The 13,921-nt window shown below is 55.5% G+C and carries 10 protein-coding genes and 2 tRNA genes; 9 read left to right on the forward strand and 3 right to left on the reverse strand.

Annotated features, from left to right (window positions below; all coding sequences use genetic code 11):
• Positions 1–67 precede the first annotated feature (67 nt).
• The 3 genes from DTHIO_RS05615 to DTHIO_RS05625 are packed head-to-tail and all read left to right on the forward strand — an operon-like array spanning position 68 to position 3,987.
• Positions 68–976, forward strand: a complete 909-nt coding sequence (locus DTHIO_RS05615; protein ID WP_008869380.1) for an AAA family ATPase — start codon at positions 68–70, stop codon at positions 974–976.
• The gene (locus DTHIO_RS05620; RefSeq protein WP_008869381.1) at positions 960–1,901 is read left to right on the forward strand and encodes a DUF58 domain-containing protein; all 942 of its coding nucleotides are present in this window, start codon (positions 960–962) and stop codon (positions 1,899–1,901) included. The genes DTHIO_RS05615 and DTHIO_RS05620 overlap by 17 nt, the downstream gene beginning before the upstream one ends.
• A 1-nt stretch (position 1,902) precedes the next feature.
• Complete coding sequence (locus tag DTHIO_RS05625; RefSeq protein WP_008869382.1) at positions 1,903–3,987, forward strand: transglutaminase TgpA family protein; 2,085 nt, start codon at positions 1,903–1,905, stop codon at positions 3,985–3,987.
• A gap of 5 nt (positions 3,988–3,992) precedes the next feature.
• Here the strand turns inward: DTHIO_RS05625 and DTHIO_RS05630 are convergent.
• Positions 3,993–4,070, reverse strand: a tRNA-Arg gene (locus DTHIO_RS05630).
• 685 nt (positions 4,071–4,755) lie between these two features.
• Between DTHIO_RS05630 and DTHIO_RS05635 the strand changes: the two genes are divergently transcribed.
• Positions 4,756–6,459 carry a potassium channel family protein gene (locus DTHIO_RS05635; RefSeq protein ID WP_008869383.1) on the forward strand — a complete coding sequence of 568 codons (1,704 nt, stop codon included), beginning with the start codon at positions 4,756–4,758 and terminating at the stop codon, positions 6,457–6,459.
• 217 nt (positions 6,460–6,676) lie between these two features.
• Here the strand turns inward: DTHIO_RS05635 and DTHIO_RS05640 are convergent, their stop codons facing one another.
• A complete protein-coding gene (locus DTHIO_RS05640; protein WP_008869384.1) occupies positions 6,677–8,008 on the reverse strand; it encodes a YhjD/YihY/BrkB family envelope integrity protein in 1,332 nt (443 codons plus the stop codon).
• Positions 8,009–8,014: 6 nt separating this feature from the next.
• Positions 8,015–8,761 carry a 2,3-diphosphoglycerate-dependent phosphoglycerate mutase gene (gpmA, locus tag DTHIO_RS05645; protein ID WP_008869385.1) on the reverse strand — a complete coding sequence of 249 codons (747 nt, stop codon included), beginning with the start codon at positions 8,759–8,761 and terminating at the stop codon, positions 8,015–8,017.
• Between the two features lie 159 nt (positions 8,762–8,920).
• On the opposite strand from gpmA, the gene DTHIO_RS05650 reads away from it, so the two are divergent.
• The 5 genes from DTHIO_RS05650 to infB all read left to right on the forward strand — a co-directional run bounded on the left by DTHIO_RS05650 (position 8,921) and on the right by infB (position 13,897).
• A tRNA-Gly gene (locus DTHIO_RS05650) sits at positions 8,921–8,996 on the forward strand.
• A 165-nt stretch (positions 8,997–9,161) separates the two neighbouring features.
• Positions 9,162–9,626 carry a ribosome maturation factor RimP gene (gene rimP, locus DTHIO_RS05655; protein ID WP_008869386.1) on the forward strand — a complete coding sequence of 155 codons (465 nt, stop codon included), beginning with the start codon at positions 9,162–9,164 and terminating at the stop codon, positions 9,624–9,626.
• A 51-nt stretch (positions 9,627–9,677) separates the two neighbouring features.
• The gene (nusA, locus tag DTHIO_RS05660; RefSeq protein ID WP_008869387.1) at positions 9,678–10,976 is read left to right on the forward strand and encodes a transcription termination factor NusA; all 1,299 of its coding nucleotides are present in this window, start codon (positions 9,678–9,680) and stop codon (positions 10,974–10,976) included.
• Positions 10,963–11,238 carry a YlxR family protein gene (locus DTHIO_RS05665; RefSeq protein ID WP_008869388.1) on the forward strand — a complete coding sequence of 92 codons (276 nt, stop codon included), beginning with the start codon at positions 10,963–10,965 and terminating at the stop codon, positions 11,236–11,238. The genes nusA and DTHIO_RS05665 overlap by 14 nt, the downstream gene beginning before the upstream one ends.
• Complete coding sequence (infB, locus tag DTHIO_RS05670; protein WP_008869389.1) at positions 11,228–13,897, forward strand: translation initiation factor IF-2; 2,670 nt, start codon at positions 11,228–11,230, stop codon at positions 13,895–13,897. Before DTHIO_RS05665 ends, infB begins: the two co-directional genes overlap by 11 nt.
• Positions 13,898–13,921 lie beyond the last annotated feature (24 nt).

Consider the following 13,921-nt stretch of genomic DNA (forward strand, 5'->3'; position numbering starts at 1 on the left):
TGATGTTTTTGTTTTCTACAGATAGTCTGGTTGGTGATTTTTGTAATGAACAACCTACCGGAGCAATATGAGCAGGCAGCATACAGATATCATCCAGAGCATTCTTGATACCATAAACCAGGGTCTTCTGGACAAACCCTTTGAAATCCGGCTGGCCCTGGCCTCATTTCTTGCCGGCGGGCATCTGCTCATCCAGGATATACCTGGGGTGGGCAAAACCACCCTGGCTCTGAGCATGGCCAGGACCCTTGGCTTAGATTTCGCCCGCATCCAGATGACCAGCGACATGCTCCCCGGAGACGTCCTGGGTGTATCCATGTTTGACCCCCGGACAAACGAATTTTGCTTCCACCCGGGTCCCATATTTCACTCCATTGTCCTGGCCGACGAGATCAACCGCTCCTCCCCCCGCACCCAGTCGGCCCTGCTGGAAGCCATGGCTGAAAAACAGGTCTCAGCAGACGGCCGCACCTATCCCCTGCCGGAGGCCTTTCTGGTCATAGCCACCCAGAATCCCCTGGAGGAACACGGCGTAAACCCTCTTCCCAACAGCCAGATGGACCGGTTCATGATGAGCATCACCCTGGGCTACCCCGGTCCCGGCTCGGAAAAGGACATGCTCACCAAGGGGGCAACAGTCCCGGACTTTGAGGCCGTGGTCAGCCAGGAGGAGCTTTTGTCCCTGAGGCAGTCCTGCAAAGACGTTTTCTTAAGCGATGAAATCGCCCGGATGATTTTGGAGCTGACCCATGCCACCCGGGACCATGCGGAAGTGAAAACAGGTCTTTCCCCCAGGGGCATGCTGGCCCTGAAGTCCTCGGCCCAGGCCTGGGCCATGCTGGAACAAAGAGACTACATCATCCCGCAGGACCTGTTCAATACCGCCTACAGCGTCATGATCCACAGGCTGAGCCTGGACCCGGGCAAGGACAGGGACCTGCTGGTAAGAAAGATAATCCATGAAACATGGGGATAACCGCAGAAAAAAAAGGATCAGGTCCAGGCTCAGCTTTTCAGGCTGGATGTATGTGCTTCTCTGCCTCCTGGTGGGCATGGCCGCTGTAAACAGCAACAACAACGTCCTCTTTCTCATTACCTCTTTGCTCTTGAGCCTGCTGTTTCTGTCGGGACTCATCGCCCTGTACAATGTTTCCGGCCTGCGGGTACAGGCCGTGGGCAGGGACATCCTCACCTCAAACGAGCCGGGCACCATAATGCTGCGGATCCAGAACACAAAGCGTTTTCCCGCCCTGGTCCTGCAGGCGGGACTGGAAGACCAGCGCGCCCTGCTGCCGGTGATCGGACCCGGCCGGCACAAAGATATCTTCATCTCCTGGACTCCCCCTTTCCGGGGACAGCCGCCGCTGCCTCCGGTGAGGCTGGCCTCCTCCTTTCCCTTTGGTTTCGTCCTGCGCGGCGGCCTGTTTGATCCGGGAAAAGGCCCTGTTGTGGCCCCGGGACCCCTGGGCGCTTCAGCCCGGAGCCTCATGGCCCGGGAGCAGCCCCGCAGCCATACTTTCCGCACTCAGGGCAGCGCGGAGTGGCAGGGCATAAGAAGGTACCGCCCGGGCGAGTCCAGGGCGGCCATTGTCTGGCGGCGTCTGGACTGGAGCATGCCGGCCATGGGCATGGATATCTCCCGCTGGCCGGCTCACAGCTTTTCGTCAGAGCACGCAGCATCACTGGTCATGGACTGGGAGGACCCGGCCTATGCCCACCTGGACACGGAAAAAAGACTGGCCCTTTTCAGAAGCATCCTGGACCGTGCCCTGCAGGAGTACAGCCCCTGGGAGCTCAGGCTGCCAGGCCGGCAAATTTCCGGACACCCCGGGGCCGACCCCTTTTACGCCCTGCAGGCCCTGGCCCTGATGGAGCCTTTGCCGGGGCAGGAGGCAGGCTGAAATGTCCTCAGAGCATACAGGATTCAGGCTCAGACTTCTCTCTCCCCTGCTTGGCATCAGCGCCGGCTCCTACGTTGTGCTTTCCCTGAATACCATACTGGCCCCCTGGGTGGCCCTTTTCTGGACTGTATCCTGCGTCCTGGCCTTTGCCGCCTATTACCGGGGAAGAAAAGAGGTCTTTTCCTACCGCTTCAGGCTCATCACCGTCCTTCTTTTGGTATGCTTGGCTGTTGCCGCCCACTGGCCCCAGGGATGGCAGTATGTCCTGGCCCAGGCCCTGGTGGTCATGCTGGGCATCAAGCTCATGGAACTTAGAACCCAGCGCGACGCATTTCAGTTCTGCGGGCTGGGGGTCCTGGGCCTGGCAGCAGCCTCCCTGGTCAGATTCGACCTGGGTTTCGGAGGGCTTATCCTGCTTTTTTTCTTCCTGGGCCTGGTGTTGATCCTGTGGCAGCATGTCCTGGACCATACCCCGGACAGGGCCTACCGTGACTCCCCTGGCTGGGGCTTTGCCTCCGGACTGGTTGTTTTCGCCCTTTTTCTGACGGTTTTGACCATTATCCTGGGTCTTGTGGTTTTTTTCGCCTTCCCCAGAAACATAAGCCCCGCCCTGAACCTGGGAGAAGGAATGCAGACCCACCTTACAGGATTCAGCCAAGAGATGAGCCCGGGAAGCGTAAGTGAGATCGTTGCTTCCAACCGCATCGCCTTTCGAGCCGTCATCGAGGACCCTGTAGACCCCAGCCGCCTTTACTGGCGCGGGGCTGTTCTGTGGGAAACCGACGGGGAGAAATGGACCCGGGGTACTCCCCACGACTTCCAGACCAACCCGGTAACGGCCTCGTCTCTGGATCACGGCCTCATCAGGCAGTCCATCACTTTAAATCCCGGCACAACTGAGCACCTTTTCGGGCTTTATTTTCCCCAGAGGGTTCTGGATGTCTCGCCGGTCAACTACAACCGGGACGGTACAATAAAAAAAGATGAACCCGTTGAGACGGCCATAAGGTACCGGGTCCTGTCCAGGGCAGGCGACTCAGGCCCCCTCACCACCCGGGAGTCCAAGAGCGCCCTGGCCGTGCCCGAGGACCTGGACCAGGAAGTAGTAAGCCTGGGAAAAATGTTTCAGGACCGGGATCAGGACGTCTGGGAAACCGCCCAGGAAATCATGTTTTATTTTGGAACCCAGGGATTCGAGTACAGTCTGAGCGCCCCGGAAGAATTTGAACAGGGACAGAGCCTCAAGGATTTTCTGCTGCGCACCAGGACCGGATACTGCGAGCTTTATGCCTCTGCTGCCGCAGTTCTCATGCGCATAAATGATATTCCGGCCAGAGTGGTGGTGGGATTCTGGGGCGGAGAATTCAACCCGGTGGGGGAATACTGGGTGGTGCGGGACAGCATGGCCCATGCCTGGGTGGAGGCCTGGTTCCAGGGGCGTGGATGGGTGCTTCTGGACCCCACCAGGATGCTTGAGCACACCGGCATGGAGGAACCAGGGGATGATGCAGCTGCGGCCCGGGAAGAGGACGGCCCGCAACAGGTCATGAGCCCGGGGCCTGCAACGCTGGACTGGCTGAGATGGCAGTGGACCAATGCCATAATCGACCTGACCCTGGCCCGGCAGGTGCGCATGTGGAGGTCTGTCAGCTCCGGCATCCAGGATACCTGGTCTGGACTCAGCTTGCCGGACCTGCCCCGGTCCTGGAGCAGGCCGGACAATGGTAAGCTTCTCCTGGCCGCTGCAGCCGCGATTGCCGGACTGGCCCTGCTGCTCCTGCGCATATATTATCCAGCCGGAGACCAGGCAAAGCGTCTCAGGCAAAAGGCCTGGAAAAGGCTCGCCCGCAAGACCCCTGGACGTCACCATCTGCAAAGACCGGGCAGCGAACAGCAGGTATGGCGGTGGTGGGAAGAAAACCGCCCGGACATGGCCGCAGAGTTAAAAAGCCTTTATCATGCTCAGAGATACGGGCCTTCCCCAGACCTGGAAAAAGACCGCCGGCTCAAGACCCTGCTGGCCGGGCGCTTACCATGTGCTTACAAACAAAAAAAGGGCTATGGAACTAAATCCATAACCCCTTGAAATCATGGTGCCCCCGCCAAGATTCGAACTTGGGCTAACCAGGATTAGGAATCCTGTGCTCTATCCTGCTGAGCTACGGGGGCGGGTATTTGCGGCAGGCAGATGTGGTGGGGACTTTTTTGGTAATGCAACACCTTTGATGCAGTCAAAAAATCATATTGATCAACTGGCCAAAAACCCGTCTGCCTGAAGAAAGAAAATTATCTCAAATTCAAAAAATGTCAACCGTGCCTTTCATGTAACTGCAAAAACCTTCTGGCTCAACCTTCATGCTCTTGGTGTCCTTCCACGGTTAAATATCTTCTGGCTGAAAAAAACCATGGCAACAGTTCAGCACACTTTGTGTCCGCTCTTATCCCAAAGCGGGCTACGCCCGCAACCCAATAAAGAAAAGAGCTATTTGACAGGATTAACAGGATTAAGAGATTGATTAAGAGAAAACCATTTTTGTCCTGGCCGGAAGCCAGACCAAAAGGTAATCACTCGCCTTTGGCGATGGCTAATGCAATCTGCGGCTTCCGGCCGCTGATTGCTTATCCTGTCAATCCTGTTAATCCTGTCTAAGTTTCTTGTTTTTTATGACAGGGTTTCAGGAGTAAGTCTAAAAATCATCCGGGCTGATAAAAAACCTTCATCCCCCCTCTTGCCTAGTGAATTACCGAGATGTAGTAGAGGGATGTTCTATTTGCCGTTTAATGAAGGTCTGCCTGATAAGCATTTCTTCCCGGTCGGCAGATGGGCGAAATTTTTATCACAGGTAATAAACAAATGAAGCTTATACCATCCATACTGGAATATTTTTTTGAGGACAAAACCGCCAAGAACAACATCCTGGCTCTTCTGAAGTTTTTACTTGTTCTGGTTGTGATGATGGTCCTGTACACCCTGCTTTTTCACTGGATCATGGTCATAGAGGGCCAGGAACACACCATCCTTGATGGTCTGTACTGGACCGCGGTGACCATGAGTACCCTGGGATACGGGGACATCACCTTTCACACGGACCTGGGAAGGATGTTTTCCGTTCTGGTTCTGCTTTCCGGAGTTATTTTTCTGCTGGTCATGCTCCCGTTTACCTTCATCCGCTTTTTTTACGCCCCCTGGCTGGAGGCGCACAACAAGGCCAGGACCCCCAGGGAGCTGCCGGAAAAGACAGCCGGACATGTACTCTTAAGCAACTTCGACCCCATGATCACCAACCTGGTGGAAAAGCTGAAACAGTACAATTACAACTACTGCATCCTGGTGCCGGAACAGCAAAGGACCCTGGAACTGCATGACCAGGGCTACAAGGTAATGCTGGGAGAACTAGACGACCTGAAAACCTACCGAAAATCCCGCGCAGACAAGGCCGAGCTGGTCCTGCTCAACAACGACGACCACACCAACACCAACGCCGTGTTCACCCTGCGCGAGCTGAGTTCAAACACCCAGGTCATTGCCACCGCGGAAACCCTGGAATCCGTGGACATCCTGCAGATGGCCGGGGCCAGCCAGGTGCACCAGTTCCCTGTTATGCTGGGCCAGGCCCTGGCCAGGCGGGTGCTGGGGGTAAGCATGCACGCCAATGTCATCGGCCGGTTCGGAGACCTGCTCATCGCTGAAACTCCGGTCATGCGCACCCCTCTGGAAGGCAAGAAAATCATTGAGAGCAAACTCAGGGAAACCACCGGGGTCAACGTGGTGGGCATCTGGGAAAGGGGCAGCTTCAAGATCCCGCACCCGGACATGCGCATCGGCTCCAATACCGTGCTGGTACTGGCCGGCTCCCAGGACCAGCTGGAAAAATACGATGAGATTTACGGCATCTACAACCTCTCCTTCTCACCGGTACTCATTCTGGGCGGAGGCCGGGTGGGCAGGGCCGCTGCAGAGACATTAGCGGAAAGCGATATTGATTACCGTATAGTGGAAAAAAGCTCACGCATTGTGGCCAGCAAGGAAAAGTATGTGCACGGCAATGCCGCGGATTTTCATACCCTGAAGCGGGCCGGGATAGACAAGGCCCCTTCCATCATCATCACCACCAACAACGATGACCTGAACATATACCTGACCATCTACTGCCGCAAGCTGCGCCCCAAAATGCAGATAATCTCCAGAGCCACCAGGGACAGAAGTGTTTCCAAACTGCACCAGGCCGGGGCGGACCTGGTCATGTCCTATGCCTCCATGGGCGCAAATTCGATCATCAACCACATAAAAGGAGACAATGTACTCATGGTGGCTGAGGGGCTGGATATATTCAGGGAAAAAGTAACCGGAAACCTGCACAAAAAGACTCTGGGGCAAAGCGATATCCGCATGAAATCCGGGTGCAATGTAATCGCCATAGAATCGCCGGTCAGGGGGACCATCATCAATCCCGAACCGGACTCGCCTCTGGAGGAGGGAGACGAGCTTATCCTGATAGGGACATCTGAAGCGGAAAAAAAGTTCCTGTGTACCTTTAAAAACGGCAACAAAAAATGAGTACCTGAAACAAACCAGGAGAAATCAGACGTCAGAGGTCAGAGATCAGTAAAACAAAGGGTTATATCACGCTAACCACGCGAAGCGCGTGGCAGGACGCGTGATTGATTCCTGAATCATTCATTTTCCGACTTTTTGCAGGTGTATCAAGAATATTTTCGCCGCTGATGAGGCAAATCTGCGCTGATCAAGACGCGGAGTTAAACCGCTTTGTGCATCACGAACCCGGTGCGCCGATATCCTTGAGCAGAACATTGTCCGGCGAGTGCTTTATTGTTTCTTCAAAGCTTTCCAGGGCGGAACTGATCCTGTCCCAGGCCAGGTTGTGCACCACAGGCACATCTGAGCTGCCGGCATCCTTGAGGGTCTTGATTACAAAGGCGATGCTCAGCCGATTTACATCCTTGCCGGGCTGATACTTGAAGGCCTCGTCTCCTGATACTTCCACCCGGACCACCAGTCCGGCCCGGTAAAGATCCTTCAAAACCTGGTTTACCAGAGTGACCGGCAGCTTCAATTCCTCGCAGACCTCTTCCCTGCTCACCCCGCCCTTGTCTGCAATGAATCTTTTTATGATCAGATGCATGACCAGAAGACTCACTTTTTCCTTGTAACCGGGGCTGATATCCTGGATCTCGGAAGAATAGATGTAGCGGCGGACGTTCTGGTAAGCATAGGAAAGCTCCGCCCCCAGCAGGACAATCATCCAGCTGAGCTGCAGCCACACCAGAAACAGCGGCAGGGCAGCAAAACTGCCGTAAATGGCGTTGTACCGGACCACTCCCACTTGAAAGTTTACGTAACCCCACTGCAGAAGCTGAAACATGGTCCCGGAAATGATGCCTGCGATGAGGGCGGCCTTGAAGTTGACCCTGGTATTGGGCATGGCCATGAAAAGAAAGGTAAACAGCAGCCAGATGATCACGTAAGGAGTAAACTGGGCCCCCCACTGGAAAAGGTCCGCCACCAGGGCCAGCCACCCTTCCGCCAGGTACTTGTAGATCTCCGTGGTCAGAAAAACAGTCAGACTCCCGGAAAGGATCACCAGCACCGGGGCCAGGACCATGACCGAGAGGTATTCGGTGAATTTGCGCACCCAGCTTCTGCCTTCCTGCACCCCCCAGACGGCGTTGAAGGAAAGCTCTATGTGGTCCAGCACCTTGATCACTGCCCACAACAGAAACAAAAAGCCCACCCCGGCAATTACCCCGCCCCGGGTCACCTCCAGCATGGAGTAGGAAAACTGCACCACCTCGTCAAAAATCTCCTCGTGAGCCCCGAGGTACTGTTCCAACTGGGACTGCAGCATGTCGTCCAGGCCGAACCCCTTGGCAATACCGAAAGCCAGGGCCATAACCGGCACGATGGACAAAAGGGTATAATAAGTCAAAGAGGAGGCCCGCATGGAGCAGTCGTTGCGGCTGAATCCCTGCAGCGCCGCCAGAAAAACCCTCAGGTGGTGGGTCATGAAGGCCTTTGCCCGGGACAATTCCTGGACATCTAACCTCCAGATATCCGACTGCAGAAAAGACTTGATCTTTTTGAGCATAAAAGATTACCGGGCCCTGCCCTGCCCCGCAGTGGCGGCAATGGCTGCCTGTATTTCCTCGGGATCACCCAGGTATTTGCTTTCAATGGGAGTCAGGTCCTCTTTCAGGCGGTATACCAGGGGCACGCCGGTGGGGATATTGAGCTTTAATATCTCTTCATCTGAAATATGATCCAGGTACTTGACCAGGGCCCGCAGGCTGTTGCCGTGAGCAGCCACAATGAGCCTTTTGCCGGCAAGTATCTGGGGGGCCAGGTAATCGTTCCAGTAGGGCAGGAAGCGGTTCACCGTGTCCCTTAAGCACTCAGCATCAGGCAGCAGCCTGGGATCAAGTCCCTGGTAACGAGGATCAAAACGGGGGTGGCGCTGGTCGTCATAATCCAGGGCCGGTGGAGGCAGGTCATAGCTCCTGCGCCACTTGAGCACCTGGTCATCACCGTACCTGGCCGCGGTTTCAGACTTGTCCAGCCCCTGCAGGGCCCCGTAATGACGTTCATTGAGCCTCCAGCAGCGCTGCACCGGTATCCACATGAGATCCATGCGGTCCAGTACCAGCCACAAGGTGCGAATGGCCCTTTTTAGAACCGAGGTATGAGCCAGGTCAAAAGAAAGGCCTTCCTCCTGCAGAAGCTCCCCTGCTTTTGCAGCCTGCTCCACGCCCTGGGGGGTAAGATCAACGTCCGTCCATCCGGTGAAGCGGTTCTGCAGGTTCCATTCGCTCTCTCCATGCCGAAGCAGCACCAGGGTATACATAAAGTCTCCTTGTTTTTTATGTTGCAGGCACCGGCCTGCTTTTTCTTTATCCAAGTATATCTTTAACCCCGCCAGTGGGCAAGATTAATTAATTCACCCATATTTGCTTCAACCCCTTGACATTTGGGCCAAGATTATCCATGTAACAGGGTGTATCGAGCGGGTGTAGCTCAGTTGGTAGAGTACAAGCTTCCCAAGCTTGGTGTCGCGGGTTCGACCCCCGTCACCCGCTCCACTCCAGGCTTAATTCAACGTATTTGCGTTTGTATGGGGTGGACCTCTTGGTCCACTTTTTTTTTGAGTTGTGCATTCAGTTTTCATCCGGAGTAAAAATTCAGCATACTTTATGCCTGCTTTTGCTCCGGCAAAAGCATTATCATGAGTAAAAACTTTTTCTGCTATGGACTATCAGGAAATAAAAAAACAGGTTGAAGAGCTGGTACAGACCAACTGCAGGCTCATGGGCCTGGAACCGTGGGGCATGGATTTTGTTCCGGGCACTGGGAAACAAAGAGGCGTGCTCAGGGTTTTTGTGGATTCCCCGGAAGGAGTGAGCATCGATCAGTGTGCAGACCTCAGCCGGCAGTTGAGCGTGGCCCTGGACGTGGAGGACCTTGTTCCGGGATCCTACAACCTGGAAGTCTCTTCTCCCGGGCTTAACCGCAGGTTTTTCCGCCCGGAGCAGATGAGTGGATATACCGGACATAAGGTAAAGATAACCCTGAAAGAGCCCAGAGACGGTCGCAAAAACTTCACCGGCACCCTGCAGGAGGCGGAAAACGAAACCATCAGCATCCAGACCTCTCCGGACTGCACCTGGAGTTTTCAATGGGACGAGATAGACAGGGCCAGGCTGGTGGAATAGTTTATACTTGATTGTTATTTTTGGATATTTATTATAATGGAGGAAGGCCGTATGAGCCTGGAACTTAAAAAAATCATAGACCAGATCAGCAAGGACAAAGGCATTGACAGGGATATGCTGGTGGATACCCTGGAAGAGGCCGTACGCTCGTCGGTCTACAAGAAGTACGGAAGCAACCTGGATATCGAGGTCAACTTCAACGAGGACAACGGGGAGATAGAGGTTTACCAGTTCAAGGTGGTGGTGGACGAGATTGGAGACCCCAACAACGAGATACTGCTGGAAGACGCCAAAGAACATGATCCCAATGTCCAGCTCGAGGACGAACTGGGCTTTACCCTTGATGTCAAGGACTTGGGCCGCATCGCTGCCCAGTCCGCCAAGCAGGTCCTCATGCAGAAGATGCGCGATGCCGAACAGGAAATCATCTACGAGGAATACAAGGACCGCATAGGCGAGATCATAAGCGGCATCATCCAGCGCCGGGACCGGGCCGGCTGGATTATAAACCTGGGCCGAACCGAGGCCCTGCTTCCCAGGGATGAGCAGATCCCCAAGGAAAGATTCCACCGGGGAGACCGGGTGGAGGCCTATATCATCGACGTTCGCCGCGAAAGCAGGACTCCACAGATTATCGTCTCCAGATCCCACCCGGAATATCTCATCAGCCTTTTCAAGCGGGAGGTCCCGGAAATATCCGATGGAACCATCAAAATCATGAACGTGGTCCGGGACCCCGGCAAGAGGGCCAAGGTGGGGGTAATGACCAAGGATATGGACGTGGACCCGGTGGGCGCATGCGTGGGAGTCAAGGGCTCGCGCATCCACAACATAGTCCAGGAACTCAAGGGCGAGCGCATAGACATCGTCATCTGGAGCCCGGACATCGCCACTTACGCGGCCAACGCCCTGTCACCGGCCCGGATCACCAGGATCACCGTGGACGAGGATGAAAAATCCCTGGAGGTGGTTGTCCCTGACGATCAGCTTACCCCGGCCATCGGGCAGAAGGGCCAGAACGTCAAGCTAGCCTCCAGCCTGCTGGGATGGAAAATCGACGTGTACACAGAATCCAGGTACAATGAAGTTTATGAGCACCACCAGGTGATGGAGCAGCTGGCCAGTGCCGCCGGCATCTCCATAAGCGAATTCAACCGGGAGGGCTTCGACAGCCTGGACAGCCTGGTCCAGTCCACGGACGAGGAATTAAAACAGAAGCTGGACTTAAGCGATGAAAACCTGGAAAGCCTGAAAGGAGCCATAAACTTCCTTGGCCCTCAAAAATTGAATTTGACAGGAGAAGAACCCCTTCTCCAGGAAAAGAAACCGGAGCAAAATGATCAAGAATAACCCCCTGCCGGACCAGGACATGGCCGGGACAAAGCATGTTCCAGTGCGTACCTGCGTTGTCTGCCGCGATAGAAAACCCAAGGCAGACCTTGAGCGTTATGTCTGCCCCGCCAATCCGGAACAGGGACTTCAGCCGGATCCAGGAAAGAAAAGGCCTGGACGGGGATTTTACACCTGCAAGAGCCCGGAATGCGCAGGCAAATTAGCCAGATTCAGGGGCTGGAGGCATAAGTGCAAGAGAGGGAAGGACAATGACCACTAAAATGAGAGTAAGAGATGTATCCCAGGAACTGGGGATTTCCAACAAGGAACTGATCGGGCTCCTGCGAGAGCTGAACATCCCTGTCAAAAGCCATATGAGCGGGCTTACAGAAGAACAGGTGGATCTTGTGCGTGATCGCCACAAGAGCGCAGCCCAGGAGGGTGTCTCCCAGAGCAGGGCCAAGAGCGGAGTCATTGTCAGAAGAAGGAAAAAGCCTGCACCTGAGCCTGCACCTGAACCAGAAGCAGAGGAAGCAGAGGAAGCAGAAGCAGTTACACAGGATACTGTTGCCGCACCTGAAAAACCTGTGGATGCAAAAGCTCCAGAGGAACACCTGCAGGAAACCCCGGCCCGGGAACCGGCCGCAGAAGACGGGGATCAGGCCCAGAAACAGGAGGTCACGCAGGAACCTGATGCAGCTGACCAGCATAAGCAGGAGGCAGCACCTGAGGAAGCCCGGGACAAAGAAGCCAGACGTGACCGGCCGCCCAGAAAAGGGGCCAGAAAAAAGAAAGCCCCCCCGGAAGAACCCAAGGTAAAGGTCATTTCCAGGCCCGAGCCTGAAGCCGAGCCCAGGACAACGGTAACTCCCGAACCTGCAAAGCCTGAAGTCACGGAACCTGCACCGGATAAGGCTGCCCCCCCCGCAGCCCCTGCAGCTGATGACGACTCCAAGGACGGCAAGAAGAAACGCAGGAAGAAAAAGGACAAAAAAGACAAGCGGGTTGTGGAATTTGACAGCCTGCAGCAGGAAGGTATCGATCAAAAACAGGCCAAAACCGGATTCAAAAAGCAAAAAACTTCTCCAGTAGCAGACAGGACCGGCGGCAAGGCAAGGCCCGGCCGCGGCAGAAAACCCAGGCCCGAGCCCAAAGTCCAGGAGACGGTGCAGCCCACCAGGGCGGCCAAGAAGAAAATCCGCATCGACGAGGCCATCAGGGTCTCGGACCTGGCCAAGCAGATGGGCATCAAGGCCCAGGATCTCATAAAGACCCTGCTGGGACTGGGCATTATGGCCACCATCAACCAGTCCATAGACCTGGAGACGGCCTCAATTGTCGCTGCAGAACACGGCTACGAGGTGGAGAAAACCGGTTTTTCCGAAGATGAATTCATTATCCCCAGAGAAGCGGACAAGCCCGAGGATCTCCTGCCCAGGCCCCCGGTGGTGACCATCATGGGCCACGTGGACCACGGCAAAACCTCGCTTCTGGACTCCATACGCAAATCCAAGATTACTTCCGGAGAAGCCGGAGGGATCACTCAGCATATCGGGGCCTACTACGTGGGGTCCGACCGGGGAGACATTGTCTTTCTGGACACTCCCGGACACGAGGCCTTTACTGCCATGCGGGCCAGAGGAGCCCAGGTCACGGACATAGTCATCCTGGTGGTGGCGGCAGATGACGGGGTCATGGACCAGACCCGGGAAGCTGTGAACCACTCCAAGGCCGCCGGGGTCCCCATCGTGGTTGCGGTAAACAAGATAGACAAGGAAGGCGCTGATCCGGACCGGGTCAAAAGAGAACTGTCCGAACTGGGCCTTGTTCCCGAAGACTGGGGGGGAGACACCATCTATACCCATGTCTCGGCCAAGCAGGGCACCGGCATAGATGAGATCCTGGAAATGGTCCTTCTTCAGGCTGAAGTCCTGGAGCTGCATGCCAACCCCAACAAGTATGCAGTGGGTCATATCGTGGAGGCCAGACTGGACAAGGGCCGCGGCGCAGTTGGTACAGTGCTGGTACAGGGCGGCACCCTGAAACACGGAGACGCCTTTGTCTGCGGCCTGTATCATGGCAAAGTCAGGGCCATGTTTAATGACAAGGGCAAGAAAATCGACCAGGCCGGCCCGGCGGTACCTGTGGAAATCCAGGGCCTGGAAGGGGTACCCGAAGCCGGGGACGAATTCGTAGTGGTCCAGGACGAAAAGGTGGCCAGACGCATCGCCGATGCCAGGCAGACCAAGCAGAGGGACAAGGACCTGGCCAAAGAATCCAAGATAACCCTGGAGAGCTTTCTGGCTTCCAAGGCGGAAGGCGAGACGCATCAGCTCAACCTGGTGGTCAAGGCGGACGTGCAGGGCTCTCTGGAAGCCATTACCGAAGCCCTGAACAAGCAGTCCACCAGCGTTGTGAAGATCAACATCATCCACGGCGGCGCAGGGTCCATCTCCGAGTCGGACATCATGCTGGCTTCGGCCTCCTCGGCCATCGTCATCGGTTTCAATGTCCGCCCGACTCCCAGGGTCAAGGAAGTAGCCGAAAGGGAAAGCGTGGAAATACGCTTTTACGATATCATCTACAACCTGGTAAACGACATCAGGGACGCCATGGCCGGCATGCTGGACCCCATCATCAAGGAGGAATATCTGGGCCAGGCCCAGGTGCTGCAGACCTTCAGCGTGCCCAGAGTGGGCATGGTAGCCGGATGCATGGTCATGGACGGCAAGCTCATACGCAACGGCAAGGCCCGCCTGGTGCGCGACGGCGTGGTGGTCTACACCGGCAACTTAAGTTCCCTCAAAAGATTCAAGGAAGACGTCAAGGATGTGACCAAGGGCTACGAGTGCGGAGTTGGCCTGGAGAAATTCAATGACATCAAAGTTGGGGATATCATCGAGGCCTACCAGGAGCGTGAGGAAAAGGCCACGCTTTGAGTCATAGAACGGAAGTCAGAGGTC

Origin of the sequence: Desulfonatronospira thiodismutans ASO3-1, assembly GCF_000174435.1 — a bacterium.
GTDB classification, from domain to species: Bacteria; Desulfobacterota; Desulfovibrionia; order Desulfovibrionales; family Desulfonatronovibrionaceae; genus Desulfonatronospira; species Desulfonatronospira thiodismutans.

Coding starts and splice junctions, on each gene's coding strand:
- nusA (WP_008869387.1), top strand. CDS start 9,678: ATGAGCCTGGAACTTAAAAAAATCATAGACCAGATCAGCAAGGACAAA.
- infB (WP_008869389.1), top strand. CDS start 11,228: ATGACCACTAAAATGAGAGTAAGAGATGTATCCCAGGAACTGGGGATT.
- DTHIO_RS05615 (WP_008869380.1), top strand. CDS start 68: ATGAGCAGGCAGCATACAGATATCATCCAGAGCATTCTTGATACCATA.
- DTHIO_RS05665 (WP_008869388.1), top strand. CDS start 10,963: ATGATCAAGAATAACCCCCTGCCGGACCAGGACATGGCCGGGACAAAG.
- DTHIO_RS05625 (WP_008869382.1), top strand. CDS start 1,903: ATGTCCTCAGAGCATACAGGATTCAGGCTCAGACTTCTCTCTCCCCTG.
- rimP (WP_008869386.1), top strand. CDS start 9,162: ATGGACTATCAGGAAATAAAAAAACAGGTTGAAGAGCTGGTACAGACC.
- DTHIO_RS05640 (WP_008869384.1), bottom strand. CDS start 8,008: ATGCTCAAAAAGATCAAGTCTTTTCTGCAGTCGGATATCTGGAGGTTA.
- DTHIO_RS05635 (WP_008869383.1), top strand. CDS start 4,756: ATGAAGCTTATACCATCCATACTGGAATATTTTTTTGAGGACAAAACC.
- DTHIO_RS05620 (WP_008869381.1), top strand. CDS start 960: ATGAAACATGGGGATAACCGCAGAAAAAAAAGGATCAGGTCCAGGCTC.
- gpmA (WP_008869385.1), bottom strand. CDS start 8,761: ATGTATACCCTGGTGCTGCTTCGGCATGGAGAGAGCGAATGGAACCTG.